Raw genomic sequence first — 20,188 nt, 5'->3', positions numbered from 1 at the left:
CCCCGCGCTCTGGATCGCCACCCTCGGCGCCCCTTGGGTCGTCTTTCTCCCGTTCGCACCATGCGAACGCTGCCCGAGGGATGACGTACGCCCGGCTCGCCGGACCGCGCGGTCGCTTTCGCCGCGACCGCCCGGTGTGCCGCCTCCCGACCGCCGCCGGGTCTCGATCGACCCGACCGGAACGCGCCGCGTCCGCCCGCGGTGTCGCCGTGACGCGGAAAACCGACGCCATAAGCACGTTCTCGGCTCTGGCAGGATGGTGCCATGGAGAGTTCGCACCTCAGCCGCCTGGCCCAGATGGACACGGACGGTCTCTTGGAGCTGTTGGCGAGCCAGGTCAGTCCGCAGGTCACCCCCGGTGAGCCGGAACGGCGTCGCAAGTTCGCCGAGGTGTGGTTCGAGAACCGCAAACGTCAGATCCGCGGTGTCCTCTGCGCGGACGGCAAGAGCAAACTCGCCGGGCTGGACGACGCCGGGGACAAGTCGGCGTTGGTCGGGGCGGTCGCCGACCTGTTGGCCGCGCACTTCTCCGGTCCGGTCGTCTTCACCATCGCCGCCCTGTCGGTGCGCGTGGGGCTGACCCGACTGTGCGCGGGTGGCGATGAGTGAGGCCGAGGAGCTCTACTCGGCTCTCAAGGAGGGTCTGGAACCCCCGGGCACCGTCGGCGGCGACGAGGTGGCCGCGCGCGAACTCGGCAGGCGGGTCGAGGCGAATCTGCTGTCCAAGGTCTGGTCGTCGGCCGAGTGGGGCCTGCCCGAGGGCGCGCGGGACATCACCTTCACGTTCGAGGAGCCGGTCGCGCAGTCGATGCAACAGGGCCTCTGGGACAGTGTCCTCGAGTTCATCGAGGCGGCCGATGTCGAGCCGCTCACCGAGCGGACCATCGTCCGCACGCTGGACCTGCGCTCCGCCGACGCGTTCGCGACCTCGGCCGGGGACGAGCACCTGATCGTGGTCAACAGCACGTTCCACGACGTCGTCTACAACTTCGCGAAGCTCGCCGCGATCGGCTCCGACCCGCGGCCCGCCGACGGCGTGGCCGACCCCACGTGGCGGCGGGGGCCGTCCGGCGCCCGGTACGACGTCATCGGCAGGCTCCTGCGGCTCATGCTCGGCCTCCTGCGCTGGAACGGCGAGTTCACCCTCGCCGTCCGCGTGAGCTGCCCGCTGGACCTGACGAGGGCGGCGGCTCAGCTGACCGAGTTCATCCAGGCGTCCGTCCTGGCGCACGAGGCCGGGCACATCGCGCTGGGCCACCTGCGGACGAGCACCCGCGGCCTCCACGTCGGCGGGCACGAGGCGCCGTTGGTGGACCTGGACCACACCCTCGAATACGCCGCCGACGTCTACGGGGTGACGGTGCTGGCGAGACTGGTGGCCGACCGGTTCGCGGGCACCGGGCGGGCGGTCGACGACGCGCTCGGCGAGGTGCTCTACTGCCAGCTGCTCCTGCTGGACCTCTACCAGGACGCCTTTTTCGTGGTCCCGGCGGCCAGCCACCCGACGCCCGTCGAACGCCTGGCCCACCTCGGTGACCACCTCCCGGCCTGGACCCTGGGGATCGATCCGCAGGACTTCGACCCTCGGCGGGCGAACTTCGTCATCCCGGTCATCGCGGCGGCCGAGTGCCGGGACGCCCGGTCCGGTGCGGACGACCCGTTCGAGGTGTTCATGGCGGATGTGCTGGCGGCGCCGTACTTCACCCTCACCCCGCAGTACGCCAGTCGGGACGGCCTTGAGATCCTCATGGGGATCGACCACGCGGAGAACCTGCTCGGCGCCCCCCGGCTCGACCTCCTCACGACGATCGCCGAGCGGTTCCTGGGCGCCCCGCCGCTCACCGCGGTGCCCGGTGACCTCGTCGGGAGGCTGCGGGCGGTCCTGACCCCGGAGGCGGCGACGGTGGACACCGTGACCGACGTCCCCGGGTTCGTGGACGCTCTCATCGCGGGCGAGGTCGGCGCGGCGCTGGTGATGAGCGGTGCGGAGCCTTTCGCGTCCATTCGGGACAAGTGCTGGTCGCCCGCGCCGGGCACCCCCTTCCACCGGTGGTGCGCGCCGTTCTCCGCCATCGGTGACTTCGAGCTGAGGATGGCGCTCGTCGCGTTGTCGTTCCATGTCGCGAGGGCGGGGGAGACCCGGGTCTGGGTCCTCGGCGGCGGCGCCCAGCACGAGCTGGGATCGTGGGTGACCGAACGGATCGCCCTCCGGGGAACCGGGCGGGCCTGACTCGGTCTACTGCCGACTCGTCCACAAGGGACACCCGATCCGGGTCGTCGAGGACCGCGTCGCGGGCCGGCAACCAGGCGCCGTGCCTGGCGGCTTCCACAGCGTACCGGAGAAAGCCTTGGAGCCCGCGTAAACTAACCGCCAGGGCATTCGTTATCGCCACCGCTGTGTTCCTGGCAGACCGGCCAGTCGCTCGTGGGCTCCGGCGGCGGGTGGTGACGGGCGTTGAGCGTCCTTTCGTACCCGACAACGGACACGCTCAGGAACAAGGCGATCCCGAAGACAACCGCGGGCACCTTCCGCCGGGTGACCGCGGCCAACAGCACACCCACCAACGGAAGCGCGACAGCGACGATCTCGGTCCACATCACCATCGAGTCGCGTCGGGCGACCTCGGCCGCACTGGCCATCCCGGTGAACGGCATGGCGAACACCGCCCGCAAGAACAGCAGCGGGACACCGAACAGCCAGGCGAAGAACAGCAACACCCACACCAACGGCAGCCAGTCGAAACGCTGCTCCGGCCGTGTCTCAGCGGTCACCCCACCAGGATGACCGCTCCCGCGCCCCGGCGTCGGGAGTCGGCGGCGAGGTAGGCCGATCGTTATCCGGGACCAACCGCGATCCGCTTCACCACCAACCAGTCTTCACACCGGTTGAGCTCGCTTCGGTGTCGTCACTGTCGAGAGAACCCCTGCTCTGCCTACCTCCGCGGCAGCCGCGCGACCCGACCACGGACGCCTGGTGACCTCCGGAGTCACCAGGATTCATCGCCTTGCAGGACGATGGTCACGTCATCGGGCTCCCTGGAGCCGTCTCCGAAGACCTCGACCTCGTTCTCGACATTGGGGACCGGGATGATCAGGCGTACCGTTTCGTCGGGGTCCGCGATAACAAGGGAAGCAGCGGGTAGCGTGAGCCGGTCGGAGTACATGAGCACCTTGCCCTCCGGCCGGTAGGGCCCCTGCACGCACCGCACCGTCGCGAGACCGCAGGCGGCTTGACGGACCAGGACGTGCAATGAGTCGCGTCCGCCGTGCACTGCTTGGGTTCCAGGGTTTCAGTCGTCGTGGGTGTCCGAGCTGCCTGGGGCGCGCGCGATGACGAGACCGTGTGCGAACTCCGCGGTGCAGGCAGCGAAAAGTCTCATGAGTCCACCTATGTGCGAGCGGGTATGGCGGGACGGATGGTATCCGTCGCGATCACCGGACTCCTCCGCTCGCGCCAACACATCTCAGGCGAACGCGGTTCAAGGCGGTTTGGCAGGCGTTTGCTCCCGGGACGCCCCGACTGATTGCACCTGTCCGTTGCGCCGAACGTTGGAGCATCGCGTAAAACGGCGCCGTTGGGTGTAACCCCGGCGCGTATCCCCGTGGCGAGCCCCGCGGTGTCGTCCGAACCGCGGGTGTCGGCCTACCTCCGGGAAGGGATATTGCGATGAGTCGCAGAGCGAGAGTGGGGCGCTTCACCGTTTCCGCGGTCATCCTGGCCGTTGGTTGTCTCCTCGCGAGCACAACCTCCTCCGCCACCGCCACCGCCACCGCCACCGCCGCCGGTTCGGCGGTGAAATGGCACCCAGGGCACTACATCACGAGCGACTGGTGGCACAACGCCGGTACTCCGGCGAGCATGGCGAGCAGCGAGTTGCAGGTGGTCAACACCTCGCCGAACCTGAGGGGCTGGAAGGGCAACTACTACTGGGCCGCGCTCGAGACCGGCAAAGGGGTGTACGACTTCTCGGTCATCGACGCGGAGTTGGCGCGGCTCAACCAGGGGAACCCGGTGCCCCGCAAGAAGCTCATCATCGGGCTCTCCTCCAGCGGCTTCCTGCGCACGCACGACCAGGACCCCGGCGGCTTCCTCAACGCCGTGCTCCCGAGCTACCTGACCACCGACACCACCTACGGTTCCGCCCCGAAAGCAGGCACCAACGGCTGGTGGTACGGCGGCAGCGGGTTCGCCATCACCGCCGCCGTCTGGCGCCAGGCGGTGACCGACCGCGTCATCGCACTGCTCCAGGCACTGGGCGCGCGCTACAACAGCAACCCCGACGTCGAGGGCGTCGTGTTGACCGAAACCGCTTCCCAGGTGGGCGAAGGCGGCGGCTACAACGACAACACCCTGCTGAGCCAACTGGAACGCACCCTGACCGCCGCCACGGCCGCGTTCCCCAACACCAACGTCGTCATCGAGAACAACTTCCTGGGCAACCAGCCCAACACCAGCGCGCTGGTCCTGTTCCAGAACTCGCACCGGGTCGCGGAGAGCGGGCCGGACCTGTTGGGCAAGACGGCGGCCGACAAGACCTCGCCGCCCAAGGAACTGACCTGGGGACAGCAGTGCGTCACGGGCTACCCCGGGACGGGGTGCGCCAACCTGACCGGCAGCATCGCCGTGATCCAGAACGTCGACGAACCCGAGCTGCTCGGCACCCAGTTCCAGGGCGCGGGCGCGCCCTTCACCCCGCTCGACATCTACCACAACGGCGAGGACTACCTGCACGCCAGCCACCTCATGTGGACCTACCTGGTCGGCAGGCCGACGAACAACTGGCCCACCATCGCCGCGATGGTCGACACCCACCCCATCCGCTACACGGCATGCCCCACGAGCTACCCCGGGTGCGACACCCGGTGAGCGGCACTCGTCTCCCGCCAGGCGAAACCCGGTCGGCGTCGGCCAACCGGCCGAATTCCGTTCGGCTGCCCCGGCTCGGGCGGGCGAGCTGGGACGATCTTCGCCGTGACGAAGAAGATGTGGTTGCTCTCGGGTGCTGTCGTCGTCGTGCTCGCCGCGGTCGTGACCCTCGTTCTCGTGCTCACCAGAGCACCGGACACCAGTACGCCGAAGGGCGCGGCCGAGGCGATCGTCGAAGCGTTCGGCGACAAGGACAAGCAGGCGCTCGCCGCCGTTTCGTGTCCCGGCGCCGCGCACCCGCTGGAGTTGCCCGCGCCGTCCCCGATGGTGGGCGCCGACCTGGGTGACGTGCGGCTGGCGAGCCCCGACGAGGCGGTCGCGGACGTCACCATCAGGTTCACCGACTCGTCGCGGCAGACCCAGATGGGGCTGGCCAGGGAGAACGACAGGTGGTGCCTCACCTGGTTCGGTCCATGACCACGAACCGCCGCGCCCGCCCCGTGCCGCGGCGCGGGGCGGGCGCGATCGCCGGCGGCTGACACGATCGAGTGACGTAACATGTACGGCCACGCGGTCGACGTACAGGCATCGTCGATCGCGAGGAGGAGCGCGCATGGCCGCGACCGGCCCGGCCTCGGGCGCCCGGCTCTTCCTGGGGAACATGCTGTGGCGCGAACGGGACGCGGACCAGCCGGAACCGGTGGTGGCGCTCCTCGGCCCGCGAGGCGCGGGCAAGAGCACGGTGCTCACCGCGGTCTCGCGCGAATGCGGCGGCACGGTCGTGCACGCCACGCTGGACTTCGCCGAACGGGACCTGGCCGACCCGATCGCCGCGGCGGCGTTCGCGGCCTTCCTGTTGATGCGGGACTGGACGAACCTGCGGGTGCGACCGACGTTCCACCGGCTCGGCCTGGCCCTGCTCGCGCTCAACGAGCCGCTCGACCACGACCGCCGCGTCGCCGAGGAGCAGATCCAGGCGCGGATCACCGAGTACGCCAAGCGAACCCGGGTGGGCCGGGCGACCGGCGGTGTGCCGGACCTGCTGTTCAACGCCGCCCAGGTGGCCGCCGCCGTCGGCGGCATCGCGGACACGCGGACCACCGAGGTGCTCAACCAGCAGAGCAAACCGGTCATCGGCGCCCTGCTGCGCGGACTGTCCGGTCTCTCGCTGCGCAAGGCGAAACGCTGGCACAGCGCGCTGCCCGAGGCCGAGGCGGCGGGCGCGGTGGACTGGTTGGTCCGGTTGAGCACCCGCGACCGGGGGCAGGCCCTGGTCCACGTGGTGAAGGCCCTGCTGGCCGACATCGACGCCTTCGACCGGCAGCACCCCGCCGCCCGGGGCAAGTGCGACTGCCGGGCCCCGCGGGCGCTGCGCGACCGGCACGACCACGCCTGGGTCCTGCTGGTCGACCACCCGCGCACCGAGGTGGCCGCGCAGTTCCTCGCCGCGCTGGTCAGGGCCCGGCGGGAGCGCGTGGACGACGGTCAGGACGGGAAGCCCGGCCGCGACCCGCTGCTCGTCGTGTCCGCCGCGGACCGGTGGGACACCTCGTGGACCGGCTGGTGCGAACCCTGGCACAGCGGCCCGGCCGCGTTGGGGCGACCGACCATCCCGACGTGGTCGCGGGCGACCCGCGGGGACTGGCTCGCGCACGTCGCCCGTGTGGACGAGCCGAGCTGGTACCCGGTCTGGCTGGACACACCGGTCGACGACCGCCTGCTGGGCCCCATCGCCGCGAGCTGGGACGGCGACGAGACGCGCGCGCTGGTGTCCAGGTTGGCGGCGGGCCACCCGCGGGCCGAGTCGGACATCCGGGCCCGGGTCGCCGAGTTGCCCGACGGCCGCGGCGGCGCGCCGGTCTCGGTGCTGACGGCCCCGGTCGACGGCGACGCGCCGTTGTGGGAGAAGGTCTTGCGCGCCTGCCGACCGGAGAACCTGGTGCCACCGGTTCGTCCCTGGCCGTCCGTCCCGGCCGCGGTGGCGCTCGCGGTGCGCCTCGACGGACGCGCCGACGCGGAAGACCTGGATCCCGCCCTGTTCCCGATCGCCGCCCAGACGCTGCGCGGTCTGCGGCACAACCTGTGGATCAGCACGTTCTCGGCTCCGCCGTCGCCGCTGTGGGGGATCGGCCAGGAGCAGGCACCACGTCCGGCGGCCATGCACCCGTGGCTGGCGCGCTGCCTGCTCGCCGGTCTGTCCCAAGAGGACCCCGCCTTGTGGGACAAGCTGTTCGCGGACGTGCTCGGCGCCAGGGACGACCGCGAACCCGGTGACCTGCTGTACCACGACCTCGCCCTGGGCCGGTTCGACGACGTCGTGGCGAGCCTGGTCGACCGGTTCGACAAGATCGACCACGGGTCGTGGGTCCGGCTGCTCGACGCCGCCACGGGCGCGCCGTGCAGGCTGCCCGAGACCGAGGCCCTCGCCGACTCGTACCGGCGGCTGGTCCCCGAGTACGTGGCCGACCGCGGCCCGACCGAGGTCGCGGTGGCGGACCTGACCGCGCTGCTCTGGCTACTGCGCGACCCGCGCACCGCGGTCGACGAACGCTGGTACGCCCGCGTACGCGCCGACTTCCGCCGGTTGGGCAACAACTCGGCGCGTGCCGACACCGACGCGCTGGAGGAAGCGGCCCGCCGGTTCTGAGCCCGACCCCTACTCGTGGAGGAGCACCGTGTCCCCAGTCGATGTCGCGCCCTGGAACCGTCGACACCCGGTGCTGACCGGTGTCGCGGTGGTGGTCATCATCGCGTCGGTGGTGGTCGGGGTGGTGTTCCTGGTGCGCTCGCTCAGTTGCGGTGACGGGATGGTCGGCGGTGACAAGACCGATGCCTGCGTCGGCGTGAACCTGTCCGGCGACCGGTTCAGCGACGACCAGCCAGAACGGTTGACCGGCCTGGTGAACCGCGTCCAGGCGAACAACGACGCGGTGACCGGCGACAACTACGTGTCCATCGTCCTGATGCTGAACATGTCGCCGGTGGCCGGTGTGGACACCGCCACCGTCGACGACGTCTACCGCAACGTCGAGGGCGCGCTCACCGCCGTGTGGCGCGCCAACCACATGTCGACCTTCAGCCAGACCCTGCCGGGCGACACCGACCCGGTACCCGCGATCAAGCTGCTGCTGGCCAACACCGGCAGCGAGAACGCGGACTGGGAGGCCACGGTGGACCAGATCGCCAAAGCCAAGGAGGACAACCACATCACGGCCGTCACCGGGCTGAGCCAGAGCACCACGCCGACCCGGCAGGCCGTCGCGAAGCTGATCACCGGCACCGGCATCCCGGTGATCGGCGCGTCGGTCACCGGGGACCGGATGAACCTCGACGTGCGCGACGAGAGCCGCTACCTCGACGGCTTCTACCGGATCGCGCCGACGAACACCGGGACCGTCGTGGCCGCCACCTCCTACATCGCCAACCAGCTGCGCATCGACTTCAAGGACGTGGCCATCGTCGAGGACAACACGGCGGACGACGACTACATCGCGACGCTCATCAAGGCCGCGCACAGCCGGATGCCCGGCGCCACGCCCTACCCATTCACCTCGCCCGCCGCGTCCGACCCGGTCCAGCGGCGGGACGACAGCCTCAAGGGCCAGTTCGGCTACATGGACACGCTCCTGTGCAAGCAACCACCGCGGCTGGTGTACTTCGCGGGTCGCGGCGCGGACATCGGCACCTTCGTGACCAGCTGGGCCCACTCCGGCACCTGCGCGAACAAACCGCTGCACCTGCTGACCGGCGACGACGCCCTGGAGGCGACCGTCGACCACCGCGTGCTCGAAGCGGTGGCCACCGGCCAGGTCAAGGTCCAGTACACCGCCCTGGCCAGCCCGGACAAGTGGGGCTCCTGCCCCGACGGCGACACCACACCACGACCGGACCGGAAAGCGAGCGACGAACGCAAGGTCTACGCCGATTTCGAGGCGGCGTTCACCGGCAAGGCCAACTGCGACGCCGACAAGCCGGTCCCGGCCGACGGCGCCGCCCCTCTGGACTTCCCGGTCGACGACCTGGCGACCGGCCAGTCGATGATCGCCCACGACGCCGTCGCCCTGGCCGTCCTCGCCGCCCGCCGCGCGGGCAAGGGCGTCCTCGCCGACCCCTTCTCCTCCCAACGCGGCATCCTCCAACAGGTCCGCTGCGCGAACGGCCTGATCCCAGGCGCGTCCGGCCCGATCCGCTTCGGAAAGGACTCCCACGGCGACCCGGTGGGCGTGGTCCTCCCCATCATGGACATCGGCAAATCCGGCAAGGCCACCACCGTCTTCACGGGCCTACCCACCACAGACGACCCGAACGCGGGCAAAGACTGCTGACCCACCACGGTGTTCCGCCGACCGCCGCCTGCCCACGGGGTCCGCGCGTCCGGCCATCAGGCCGGGACGGGGTCGGCGATCCCGTCCGGCAGGGCCACGCCCAAGGACGTCGGGGTGCGCGGCACCGCGTCGCGGTCGCGGCGCGTGGCGGTCAGGCCCGCCTGGCGCGGCACGGAGGCGTGCCTGCCTGCGGCCGCCGAGCCGGACGTCCCCCTCCGGACCTCCGGGGACCTCCAGCACGGTTGCCCGCCAGTGCGGCCCGGGGTGCGGGGTGCTCAGCTGCCATTGGACACTGAACGCGGTCCCGGTGTGGGGGACTCCTCCCCGCGATCGGGTCAGCCGTCCCGGCGGGACAGCGCGCGGGCGGCCGAGGCGAGCGCCAACCCGGCCCAGGAGACGAGGACGACGGTGGCGGCACCGGGGGACAGCCCGGCGTCGGCGGGCAGGCCGACCAGGCTCAGCCCGGCCTCGTGCGGCAGGAACCGCCGCCGCGCCCGCCGTCGCCGCGGCGGGCCACCGCCAGCGCGTGACCATCGAGCAGGCGACGACGGCGACCGGGAGCACCCCGACCCACGCCCAGCCGCCCGCCGTCGTCAGCCCCGGTAACCAGAACGCCATGACCACGGCCAGCGCGGCGGCGCCGTCCACGACCACCGACAGGTACCCGGACGACCTCGGTTGCCCGTTGTCCACCGCGTCCTTCACCGGTCCACTGGACCACGCGCGATCAACCGGTCGCGAAGGGTCACCGCGGTGCAGGCGTGCCGTCGTCCACATCGGACAGTTCCTGGGCGCCTTTGCCGTACCGCTTGCCCACGCCGCGCAGTCGCGCTCGGCCCCCCGTCGCGGGCAGACCGGTACGGCTCCCACGCCGTACCGTGGCCCGCCGGTCACCGGAATCCGCGCCGGGATGGCTTGGTCCGACGCCCGTTTCCGTGAGTGGTTGCGGGAACTCAGCGCAGGCGGCCGTCGTGGACTTCGACGGTCCGGTCGGCGGCGGTGAGGTGGGTGGGGTCGTGGGTGACCAGGACCGTGGCGGTGGCCCGCTGGTGGGTGAGGCGGGTGATGAGGTCGATGATCGCGGCTCCGCGTTCGCGGTCGAGGGCGCTGGTCGGTTCGTCGACCAAGAGGACGGTGGGGTCGTTCATCAGGGCACGGGCGATGTTGACGCGTTGGCGCTGACCGCCGGAGAGCTGGTGCGGGCGCCGCCCGGCTTGGGGGGTGAGGTCGACGGCGTCGAGCAGTGCCAGGGCGCGGTCGCGGGCCTCGGCGGGGGAGCGGCCGTCGATCCGGGCCATGACCTGGAGCTGTTCCGCGGCGGTCAGGGCGGGCAGCAGGTTGGGTTGTTGGAAGACGATGCCGATCTCGCGGCGGCGCAGGTCGGCGAGTTCGCCTCGAGTCATGCCGGTGGTCGGTGTGCCGTCGATGGCGACGGTGCCGTGGTCGGGGGTCACGAGGGTGGCGGCGACGGCGAGCAGACTGGATTTGCCGGAGCCGGAAGGGCCGACCACGGCGGTCAGGCAGCCTCGGGGGACCTCCAGGGTGACCCGGTCGAGCGCGGTGAGGCGGGAGTCGCCGTCGGGGTAGGTGAGGGTGACATCGGTCAGGCTGAGGCTCATCGGGCGCTCCCCAGGGCGGTCAGCGGGTCGACGGACGTGACGCGGCGGATGGCGAGCGCGGCGCCCAACGCGCCGAGCAGGATCATCACGGCGGCCGGGGCGAGCACGGTGGTGGGCGTGAGGACGAACGGGATCGCCGAGCCCGCGAGCGCGGCGCCCAGGGCGGCGGCGAGTCCGGTCCCGATCAGGGTCCCGCCGGTGAGCAGGACGACGGCCTGACCCAGGGCATCCTTGAGCAACCCGGCCGTGGTGGCCCCCAGGGCTTTGAGGACGGCGATGTCACCGCTGCGCTGGATGGTCCAGACGGTGAAGAAGGCGCCGACGACGAGTGCGGAGATGGCGAACAGGAAGCCGCGCATCAGTTGCAGGGAGCCGTTCTCGGCTGTGTAAGAGCCGATCGCGGACAGCGAGTCGTCCTTGGTGACCGTCCTGGTGCCGATGGCCTGATCGGTGGTGGCGTCGAAGGTGGTGGTGGACAACGCGATTACGGTCGCGATAGGACTGTCGCTAGTGGAGTGCGCGGTCGCGCGCCAGACGTCGAGGGTGGTCCAGATGACCGGGGTGTGGCTGAAGGAGGCCTCGCCTGCCACGGCGGCCACGGTCAGCTGTCGCCCGGCCAGGGTGACGCTGTCTCCCGCTCGGACGTCCAGTTCGTCGGCGGCCGTGGTGGACAGCACCACGGTGTGCTCGGTGAGGTCGCCGCTGTCCGGGGCGAGGGCGGACCCGGCCCGGACGCCGAAGGCCGAGACCCCGGCGCTCCGATCACCCGCGGTCGCCTTGGTGGTGGTGATGCCCAGCGGTTCGGCGCTGGTGACCCCCGGTGTGGCGGCCCACCGCCGCCACTGCGCCTCGGTGACGGTCGAGTCGGCGTACGACGGGCCCCGGTCCCCGCCGGGCGCGGCGAAGGCGATCCGGTCGGCGGGCAGGCCGGTGATGGCGGAGGTGTTCTGCCTGCCGAGCCCGGCGGTCAGCCCGGACAGCAGACCGACCAGCAGGGTGATCAGCACGATGACGGCGCCCATCACGGCGAAGCGCCCCTTGGCGAATCTCAGGTCTCTCCAGGCGACGAACACGGCCTCGATCACTCCTATCCGGAGGGTGCGGGGGACGTCTCCACGATCACCGCCCGCACCCCTGCGGGGCATCCGACCGGGGATGGCACTTCACGAGCCGGAAGGCGGCGCGCCGGTTCCACCTTTCGATAGAGGCGACGCCCGGCCCGCGCTGCGTAGCCTGGACGCACTGTGAACGCCGCCGCTCCCGCCCTGACACCGACCAACCGGGTGCTGACCTGGTGCCTGCACCTGCTGCTCATCGCCCTGCTCGTGCTGGCCGCGGCGCGGTCGGTGGCCGGGGGACAGGCCCGGGCCGGAGCGGTCGTCGCGGTGGCGGTGCTGTGCGGGGCGGTGTACGCGGCCGGACCGCTGCTGCCGCGCGTCCGCGCGTCCCGGCGGGTCGCCGCGGGGTGGCTGGGCGCCGTCGGCGCCGTGTGGCTGGTCCTGGTGGTGTTGACCGCCGACGGGGTATGGGTCGCCTTCCCGCTGTACTTCCTCCAACTCCACCTGCTGCCACGCCGAGCGGGCCTGGCCGCGGTGACCGCCACCGCGCTGGCCGCGATCGCCGCCTTCGCCGCCCACCAGGGGTCCTTCAGCCCGGTCGCCGCCATCGGCCCCGCGCTCGGCGCGGCCGTCGCGGTCGCGGTGGTGTGGGGCTACCAGGCCCTGTACCGGGAGAGCGAGCGGCGCAGGCACCTGATCGAGGAACTCACCGCCACCCGTGCCGACCTGGCCGAGGCCCAGCACACGGCCGGGGTGCTGGCCGAGCGGGAACGCCTGGCCCGCGAGATCCACGACACCCTCGCCCAGGGGCTGTCCAGCATCCTGCTGCTGCTGCGCGCCGCCGAGCGGTCCCTGCCCGACACCCCCGGCACCGCGGCCCGCCACGTGGACCAGGCCCGCCAAGCCGCCGCGGACAACCTCGCCGAGGCCCGCCGCTTCGTCGCCGCCCTCACCCCGCCCGCCCTCGACGACACCACGCCGGCGGGCGCGTTGGAACGCCTGTGCGCCACCACCGCCACCCGCCACCGGATCACCGCGCGCTTCCACCTCACCGGCGACCCGGTGCCGCTGCCGACCGCCCACGAGGTCGCCCTGCTGCGCATCGCCCAGGCCGCCCTCGCCAACACCGTCCGCCACGCGGGCGCCACCACCGTCGAGGTCACCCTGAGCCACCTCGGCGACGAGGTCGCGCTCGACGTCGTCGACGACGGAACCGGCTTCGACCCCGCGACGCTGCCCGCGCCCGATCCCGGCGAAGGCGGGTTCGGACTGGCCGCCATGCGCAGCCGCGCCCGGGCACTGGGCGGCTCCCTCACCATCGAGTCGGCCCCCGGCCACGGCACCGCGCTGGCCGCCCGACTCCCGCTGCCGCCCACCGCCACCCGACCCGAGGCCCGCCCGTGACCGACATCCGCCTGCTGCTGGCCGACGACCACCCCGTGGTGCGCGCGGGCCTGCGCGCCGTGCTGGAGACCGAACCCGGGCTCGTCGTGGTCGCCGAGGCCGCCACCGCCGAGGCCGCCGTGGCCCGGGCCGCCCGGGGCGACATCGACGTCGTCCTGATGGACCTGCGGTTCGGCGCCGGGATGACCGGGGCAGAGGCCACCGCGGCGATCACCGCGCGCCCGGGCGCGCCCCGCGTCCTGATCGTCACCACCTACGACACCGACGCCGACACCCTGCCCGCCATCGAGGCGGGCGCCACCGGCTACCTCCTCAAGGACGCGCACCCCGAGGACCTCGCGGCCGCCGTGCGCACCGCCGCCGCGGGACGGACCACCCTCGCGCCCACCGTCGCCGACCGGCTCCTCGACCGGATGCGGACGCCCGACACCGCGTTGACCCGACGGGAGGTCGAGGTCCTCGCCCTGGTCGCCGACGGCCTGTCCAACCGGGCGATCGCCGCGCGCCTGCACCTCACCGAAGGCACCGTGAAATCCCACTTGGCGCGCTGCTACACCAAACTCGGCGTCGACTCCCGCACCGCCGCCGTGGCCACCGCGACGGACCTCGGCTTCATCCGCCGATAAGCCCCGACGGCCGTCGTCCGCGTGGATCCGCCGCACGACGGCCTGACGGCGTAGCGGCCGGAGTCCCGCAACGCCAAGGGTTCCTCAGGCGCGCGTGGAGTTCCTGAGTTCCTCGACAGCCGGCAGGTGGGACAACCACGTGGCGAACCGGTCGACCCACTCCTCGATCGCGTCACCGGCGAAGTGCGTCCGCTCCCAGGCCCCGTACAGGGTCAGCGGGACCTGCGCGCCGTCGACGGTCACCTTGGCCGCGTGCAGGCCCGCGATCGGCGTGTCGGTCAGCACCGCCGCGCCGCGGCCGGACACCGCGTGCGCCTGGGCCAGCACCGTCGAGCGCAGCACGATCGGGTCGGTGACGCGCGCGCCCGCGCGGGCGACGGCCTTGTCGAAGGCGGTGCGCGCCGAGAACGTCCGGTCCATCAGGATCAACGGGTGGTGGACCAGCTCCCGGACCTCCACGACGTCCCGCCCGTCGAGCTCGTGCCCCGGGGCACCTGCACCGTGAGCCCGATGTCGCACAGCTTCCTCGACGCCAGTCCGCTGGGCGGCGCGATCGTGGCGACGGCGAGGTCGGCGGCCTCGTCGCGCAGCGTGTCGTACACCTCCGACGGGTGGCACTCGATGATGTCGACCAGGGGGAGGCGCGCCCCGTGCCGGGCGGTGAAGGGGCCTATCGCCCTGGTCGAGCTCGGCGCCTGGGCGACGACCACCAACCGCAGCTGTTCGAGGCTCGCCCGGTCCCTGGACCGACTCCGCCGCGGTCGTGGACGCGCGCATCATGGCCTTCACCGGCAACGGGACCGGCGGCCAGAGCACGAGCAGGCAGAACAACCCGGACGGCGTCTACCAGGGCACCTGGTCGGACCTCGGCGCGGTGCAGATCGGCCAACCCGCGACCGGCGTCGACCGAAAGGGCTGCGTGTACTCCTTCGCGATGACCGACGCGGGCACCCTGACCGTCCGCGACCAAGCCACGTGCACCGGCGACGCGCCGCTGAGCCGCTCCCGAGACATCGAGTAGCAGCTCCGCCCACCCTCGCGCGGGCTCTCGGACACCGAGGTGTTCGACAGCCCGCGCGCGGCGGTCGTCAGCCCGCGCCGTAGCCGGCGAACGAGTTGACCCAGCGGACCTCGCCGGTCGAGATGATCGTGATCTGCCGACGACCGTCCAGTCCGACGAACGGGCAGTCCTCCGCGCCCTCCCGCAGGGTGAGCGACTCGTCGCCGGGTTCGAGCCACAGCACCTTGCCCGACCGGAGCCACGGCGCGAGGTCGAAGTCGTACTGCGACACCCTCGGCCGGTCCTGGGCCCAACCCCAGCCGCCGCCCTGCCTGCGCACCGGGTACGTGTTCTCACCCCAGAGGTTCACCAGCGTGACGCCTTCGGGCTTGGGGCCGAAGTAGCTGATCGCCCACCCGGTGTGCGCGCCGATGCGCACCTCGGCGATCACGGCCCGCACGCCCGGGTTGTCGAGGATCCGGGGCACCACGAACGGCACGTCCGGCCCTGGGACGACCGCGAACGGCGGGTGCTCCGGTTTGCCCGCCAGCCGTACCGCGCCGGTCATCGCCAGCCAGCCGGGGGGCATCTCCTCCGGTGTGCGGCGGATCGACGTCAGGTAGTCCCAAAACCGCCCGTCGAAGCCGACCACGTCGATCGGCCAGCGCACCGGTTCGCCGCTGTCCGGGCACCGCGCCACGCCGACGTCGGGCAGCAGGGCCCGGTACCGGCGGTTGACGTCGGTGACGAGGTTGGGGTCCGGCGAGGTCTCGCCGCGCAACCGCCAGCTCAGTTCCACCACCCGCGCCCGCACGGCGGCGGGGTCCTTCGACCTCACTGGTCCGCCCTCCCCGCGGGTGGCACCCACGCGCGCTGGTCTGTCCACAGTGGAGTCTCCGCCGCCACGAACCGCATGGGCTGACCGGGTGTGAACCGCACCAGGCCCTCACCGCCTCCCCGCTGGTGCTGTCGCACGAGCCTGTCGCGCATCTCCCGCTCGTGGGGGTCGTCCGGGTCCCAGTGCACGACGGCCCCGTGCATCACGCCGAACCTGCGGCTCGCCATGTCCTGGATGATGAGATTGTACTCGTCCAGCGGGATCTCGGTCCCGTCCGGCCGCCGGATGTCGTAGAGGTCGTGGTCGCCCGCGATGGGGTGGCGGACCTTGTGCTCGTCGTAGCCGTGGACGACGTAGCCGATCACCTCGAACCGGCCGGGGCCCTCGGGGTTGCGCGCGAGTTTCCGCATCTTCCCCACGTATTCGTGGTGCTCCGCGACCCGCATGCGGTAGCGGTTCCGACCCGCTTCGATGTCCTTCTTCCCGAGGTTCCTGCGCTTCGGTAGGGGAACCGCGTTGAGGAAGAAGCCGACCAGGCCCTTCTTCTCCGGCTCGACGCTGAGGAACGTGTCGGCGTAGTTGATGGTCTTGGCCTTGATGTCCACCGGTTTGTACCAGGCGCCGCGCGTGAGGTGGCGGATCGAGTCCGGGTTGGTGGGCCGCACCTCGATGATCAGGTTGTGCTGGTCGGCGTAGCGCTGGAACTTCAGGCTGTTCTTGACCAGGACCCCGTAGTCCGCTTGCGCCTTCTTCCGGCTCAACGGCGAGTTCTCCGCGCGGCTCGTCTTCGACGGGTTGATGGTGGCCACGAAGTGGATCACGTAGTGGTCGCCCGCCAGTCGTTCCACGACAAGGGACAGCGCGGTCAACCCGTGGCGGCGTTGGACAGCGGGCAGGCGGGCCCTGATCTCGTCGACCGGCATACCGGTCGCGACCAGGGCTCCGGCGTCGCGGAGCGCGGCGTCCAGGCGGTTCAGGTCGTGGTCGTCCGCGGCGCCGGATTGGTTGACCACGCGGCCCGCCAACCGGGCGAACACGGCGTCGAGGTCGGCGCGGATCTGCTCCAGGAGTCGTTGCCCCAGCGCCAGTTCGCGGCCCTTGTCCTGGACGAACGGCACCGACTCCCGGTCGATCACCGCGTCGATCCAGTGGTTGACGGCAAGGCGGGCCTGCGCGGCGCTGACGGCGAGGTGCCGCGCCAGCAGATCGGCGTCGGCCCGGTGCTCGTAGTACCGGGCCACGGTGACGGCGACGGCGTTGATGGCCAGCAACGCGTCGCGCGAGGCGTTGCCGTAGGTCGTGGAATGGGCGTCCGAACCACTCGCCTGCCGCGGCTTGCGCACGACCAGTTCCGGGATCGCCGCGGCCTTGGCGCGAGCCAACGCGAGACCGTCGACCAGGATCCGCGCCGCGGGCGAGCGGTTCAGGTCGAGCGACCGGACGGCGACCGCCGACCCCGTGTGCGCTTGTCCGAGCTGTTTCCCTAAGGCCAAGGCGAAGATGTGGTCACCGCGCTTCGGTCCGGCGACAAGTGCGTCGGTCTTCTCGTTCTTCTTCGGGTTGACCTCGGCATCGACGGCCCACACCCGGCCCGTGTCGACCAGGTCGACCCGACGGGCCCGGAACTTCCGGCGGACGGCCGCCAACCGGCCGGTCACCTCCTCCGGACCGACGGGCTTGCGGGCGTAGCGCGCCATGACCCGCCGAGCAGCCGCCATGACCTTGTCGAGCCGGTCCGCCCGGTCCTTCTCCTCGCGGCGCGCGGTATCCGCGTCCGGCCGCTTCTCGTCCGGCTGCTTGTCGTCCGGCTGCTTGTCGTCCGGCCGCTTCCGATCCGGACGCCGTCCGGCCACGGGCCTGCGCGTGCCTCCAGGCTCGCGCCTGCCCTTCGGCCGCCGTGTGTCCAGCGCGGCCTTCAGCTTGGCCCACAGCTTCTTGACCAGGTCGACGATCTTGTCGATCACCCAGTCCACCGCCCGGTTGACCGGCGCCGCCAGCTTCTGGAAGATCTGCCGGACCTTGCCCGCGATGCCGCCGATGCCGAGGATCGCCGCCAGCGCCCCGATCAGCACCGGGATCGACCTGGCCAGCGCGCGTTCGACGAGCGCGGGCACGCCGCCGGTGCCGCCCCGCGCGATCGCGATCACCGCGTCGAGCACGGCGTTGACGAACTCGATGAGCCGGCGGCCCTGGGTGACGATGAACCGGATGATGTCGACGATCAGCTTGCAGGCGCGCAGGAACGCCGACGCGGGGTTGAGCAGCGAGACGATCCAGGTGATCCCGGCGATGATGATCGTCGGCAGCAGGTAGGACACCAGGTCCTTGACGAGGGTCTCCTTCAGGTCCCCGACCCGGGCCTTCAGCTCGGACCACATGCCCGCCACGCCGCGTTTCCTGGTCTCCACCACCAGCGGGACCGCGGTCTCCGCGGCCGCGACCGCCTGCTCGGGCACCCGCCGGGTGAGCCGCGACCGGATGTTGGGCCAGGACAGGCCCAGCAGCCCGGCGATCATCACGAGGATGCCGACCACGTCGAACGTCGCGGGCAACTGGAGCCCGACGCCCCCGGCGGTTCCGAGCAACCAGGCCAGGACGCCCTGCCGCAGGTGTAGCCCGGCGTTGCGCAGGAACAACTTCAGGCCGCCGCCGACCCCGGTGACCAGGTTGCCCAGGAAGCCGATCGGGTCACCGAGGATCGCGCCGATCGCCGTCGCCGCCTTGCGCAGCACACCGAGCAGCAGCCGCTTCATCTCCATGATGGCGTCGATGACGCCCTTGATCGCGTCCTTGGCCTTGTCGACCGCGCCCTTGTTCTCCTCCTTCTGCTCCGCGATCTCCTGGTCGACCGCCCGCACCGCGTCGGTGTACTTGGTGGCGAGGGCGTCGACCAGTTCGGTGCCCTTGTCGTCCACGGATCGGGTGAGCTCGTCGAACTTGTCCGCGAACTCGGACACCGCCTCGCGGCCGATGGCCCGCAGGTCCTCGGGGAGCTTCTCGACCGCGGCGCGCAGTTCCGCGCGACCGTCGGCGATGCGCCGCTTCGCCCGGGCCAGTTCCCGGGCGATGGTGTCGGCGATGTTCGAGACGACACCGCGCATGCGGCGGACGTAGTTGGCGCGGGCCTCCTCCAGGAAGGCGTTGACCTCGTCCGGCAGACCGACCAGCCAGTCCTTGAACCACTTGAGCCGGTTGATGCCGGAGTACCGGCGGTCCTTGTAGTCCGCCAGCTTGCGCTTGTGCTCCGCGGTGAACGCGTCCCGCGCGGCCTTCTCCTCGCGGGTGAACTGCTCGTCCACCAGCCGGTCCAGGCCGCTGAGGATGCCTTCGACGTCGGCCTTCATCTTGTCGAAGACCTTCTGCAACAGCGCCGTGACCTCGGCGCGCTTCTCCTCGTCACGGGTCTTGGCGCCCGTCTTGCCCGTGCCGACCAGCTGCCCGGTGCGCACCCGCGCCCCGGCCATGGCGCCCATCGAGGCCGCGCCGAGTTGTCGGGCCTGCGCGGTGGTGCGCCGCAGCTGGGCGGCCTCGTGTCGGCGGAGTTGCTCGGGGGCGGTATCGGAGTGCTGTTCGGCCGCCTTCTTGCTGGAGAGGGCGTTGGCGAAGGTCGGCTCGTTCGACTTCTTCAGCTGGGTCTCGGTGACCTGCGCGTCGGCCATCTGCCGGTCGACCGCGGCCGGGCCCGCCGACATGTCCGTGGCCGCGAGCGGCAGTGTGTCCGGCGCCGCCTGCTTCGGGTCGGGGGTGCCGGGCCTGCCCGGTGGCCGGTCGGCCGCCATGGGCACGACCTGCTTCGGCACGGCGGCGGAGGTGTCGGGCGGGGCCGCCGTGGTGGTGGCGATCTGCTCTGCGGACTCCGCCTTGCCTTCCCCGACCCGACCCCGAACCTCGGTGTTGATCTCGGCGGGCTTCTCGGAGTCGGGGAACTTCTCGGCTTCCTTGAGGTTCTTCGGGGCCCGGTCGGCGACGGCCTTCGCCACCGCCTCGATGAACGCGGCCTTGTCGAACCCCTTGGGCTCGGCCTCGTTCATCTTCTCGGCATTGGCCGCCTTGCCCTGCGCCACCGCGTCATCCTTCGGCGGCACGGCCGCGTCCTGCGCGGAAACGGCCTCCTCGCGCGGCGGAGGGTGCGATGTCGCGACGGTTCGCTTCTTCTGCGCGACATCCCGCTTCAACACGGCGAACTTCGGGTCTCCCGCCGGACCTCGTCGCAAACCGTCCGCCACCGCGGCGTTGCCGACCTTGTCCTGCAACTCCCTCGCCGCCGGGTCGCCCCCCGGCCCCCGTCCACCCGCCCGCGCGGCGGCCACCACGGCCGCGTTCGACCGCGGGACCGGCGTCGACGGCCTGCGCTGGATCACCCGCTCCCGCACCGGTGCGGGAGCCTGGGGCGTCGTCGCGGGTCGCTTCGCGCGGTCGAGCGGCGGCGGCATGCGGGCTGGGCACCTCCG

Annotated in this window: 17 protein-coding genes; 9 read left to right on the top strand and 8 right to left on the bottom strand. The window is 71.8% G+C overall.

Annotation, left to right across the window (positions count from 1 at the left end):
* Window positions 1-264 precede the first annotated feature (264 nt).
* Together CLV40_RS22730 and CLV40_RS22725 are read left to right on the top strand one after the other, a co-directional pair.
* Entirely contained in the window at window positions 265-609 is a 345-nt protein-coding gene (locus CLV40_RS22730; protein ID WP_104481005.1) for a hypothetical protein, read from the top strand.
* Window positions 596-2,230 (top strand): M48 family metalloprotease, encoded by a 1,635-nt coding sequence (locus tag CLV40_RS22725; protein WP_104481004.1) that lies wholly within the window; start codon window positions 596-598, stop codon window positions 2,228-2,230. Before CLV40_RS22730 ends, CLV40_RS22725 begins: the two co-directional genes overlap by 14 nt.
* Window positions 2,231-2,364: 134 nt before the next feature.
* Here the strand turns inward: CLV40_RS22725 and CLV40_RS22720 are convergent, their stop codons facing one another.
* Both CLV40_RS22720 and CLV40_RS22715 read right to left on the bottom strand, forming a co-directional pair.
* Window positions 2,365-2,772 (bottom strand): hypothetical protein, encoded by a 408-nt coding sequence (locus CLV40_RS22720; protein WP_104481003.1) that lies wholly within the window; start codon window positions 2,770-2,772, stop codon window positions 2,365-2,367.
* A gap of 215 nt (window positions 2,773-2,987) precedes the next feature.
* A complete protein-coding gene (locus CLV40_RS22715; protein WP_146108184.1) occupies window positions 2,988-3,200 on the bottom strand; it encodes a hypothetical protein in 213 nt (70 codons plus the stop codon).
* A 659-nt stretch (window positions 3,201-3,859) separates the two neighbouring features.
* Between CLV40_RS22715 and CLV40_RS22710 the strand changes: the two genes are divergently transcribed.
* The 4 genes from CLV40_RS22710 (at window position 3,860) to CLV40_RS22695 (ending at window position 9,192) form a co-directional block, all read left to right on the top strand.
* A complete protein-coding gene (locus CLV40_RS22710; RefSeq protein WP_181043668.1) occupies window positions 3,860-4,867 on the top strand; it encodes a hypothetical protein in 1,008 nt (335 codons plus the stop codon).
* 105 nt (window positions 4,868-4,972) lie between these two features.
* Window positions 4,973-5,344, top strand: a complete 372-nt coding sequence (locus CLV40_RS22705; protein ID WP_104481000.1) for a hypothetical protein — start codon at window positions 4,973-4,975, stop codon at window positions 5,342-5,344.
* 136 nt (window positions 5,345-5,480) lie between these two features.
* Entirely contained in the window at window positions 5,481-7,514 is a 2,034-nt protein-coding gene (locus CLV40_RS22700; RefSeq protein WP_104480999.1) for a hypothetical protein, read from the top strand.
* Between the two features lie 28 nt (window positions 7,515-7,542).
* Complete coding sequence (locus CLV40_RS22695) at window positions 7,543-9,192, top strand: ABC transporter substrate-binding protein (protein WP_146108182.1); 1,650 nt, start codon at window positions 7,543-7,545, stop codon at window positions 9,190-9,192.
* A gap of 953 nt (window positions 9,193-10,145) precedes the next feature.
* Here the strand turns inward: CLV40_RS22695 and CLV40_RS22690 are convergent.
* Both CLV40_RS22690 and CLV40_RS22685 read right to left on the bottom strand, forming a co-directional pair.
* A complete protein-coding gene (locus tag CLV40_RS22690) occupies window positions 10,146-10,811 on the bottom strand; it encodes an ABC transporter ATP-binding protein (protein ID WP_104480997.1) in 666 nt (221 codons plus the stop codon).
* Window positions 10,808-11,884, bottom strand: a complete 1,077-nt coding sequence (locus tag CLV40_RS22685; protein ID WP_104481112.1) for an ABC transporter permease — start codon at window positions 11,882-11,884, stop codon at window positions 10,808-10,810. Before CLV40_RS22685 ends, CLV40_RS22690 begins: the two co-directional genes overlap by 4 nt.
* 171 nt (window positions 11,885-12,055) lie before the next feature.
* On the opposite strand from CLV40_RS22685, the gene CLV40_RS22680 reads away from it, so the two are divergent.
* The gene (locus tag CLV40_RS22680; protein WP_104480996.1) at window positions 12,056-13,273 is read left to right on the top strand and encodes a sensor histidine kinase; all 1,218 of its coding nucleotides are present in this window, start codon (window positions 12,056-12,058) and stop codon (window positions 13,271-13,273) included.
* Window positions 13,270-13,899, top strand: coding sequence for a response regulator (locus CLV40_RS22675; protein ID WP_104480995.1), 630 nt, complete (start codon window positions 13,270-13,272; stop codon window positions 13,897-13,899). Before CLV40_RS22680 ends, CLV40_RS22675 begins: the two co-directional genes overlap by 4 nt.
* A gap of 84 nt (window positions 13,900-13,983) precedes the next feature.
* Here CLV40_RS22675 and CLV40_RS38225 read toward each other — a convergent pair whose 3' ends face one another.
* Together CLV40_RS38225 and CLV40_RS38220 are read right to left on the bottom strand one after the other, a co-directional pair.
* On the bottom strand, window positions 13,984-14,358 hold the full coding sequence (locus tag CLV40_RS38225) for a LysR substrate-binding domain-containing protein (RefSeq protein WP_245931483.1): 375 nt from the start codon (window positions 14,356-14,358) through the stop codon (window positions 13,984-13,986).
* Complete coding sequence (locus CLV40_RS38220; protein ID WP_181043666.1) at window positions 14,325-14,609, bottom strand: hypothetical protein; 285 nt, start codon at window positions 14,607-14,609, stop codon at window positions 14,325-14,327. The genes CLV40_RS38225 and CLV40_RS38220 overlap by 34 nt, the downstream gene beginning before the upstream one ends.
* 53 nt (window positions 14,610-14,662) lie before the next feature.
* On the opposite strand from CLV40_RS38220, the gene CLV40_RS22665 reads away from it, so the two are divergent.
* Window positions 14,663-14,920, top strand: coding sequence for a hypothetical protein (locus CLV40_RS22665; protein WP_146108181.1), 258 nt, complete (start codon window positions 14,663-14,665; stop codon window positions 14,918-14,920).
* 67 nt (window positions 14,921-14,987) lie between these two features.
* Here the strand turns inward: CLV40_RS22665 and CLV40_RS22660 are convergent, their stop codons facing one another.
* Both CLV40_RS22660 and CLV40_RS38215 read right to left on the bottom strand, forming a co-directional pair.
* Window positions 14,988-15,737: a hypothetical protein gene (locus CLV40_RS22660; protein WP_146108180.1), complete on the bottom strand. Its 750-nt coding sequence runs from the start codon at window positions 15,735-15,737 to the stop codon at window positions 14,988-14,990.
* Complete coding sequence (locus CLV40_RS38215) at window positions 15,734-20,170, bottom strand: phage tail protein (protein WP_104480991.1); 4,437 nt, start codon at window positions 20,168-20,170, stop codon at window positions 15,734-15,736. The genes CLV40_RS22660 and CLV40_RS38215 overlap by 4 nt, the downstream gene beginning before the upstream one ends.
* Window positions 20,171-20,188: the final 18 nt, after the last annotated feature.

It is taken from the genome of Actinokineospora auranticolor (assembly GCF_002934265.1).
In the GTDB taxonomy this organism is placed as follows: Bacteria; Actinomycetota; Actinomycetes; order Mycobacteriales; family Pseudonocardiaceae; genus Actinokineospora; species Actinokineospora auranticolor.
Note: the sequence above shows the minus strand (reverse complement) of the source record. Positions and strands in the feature narration are given on the sequence as shown.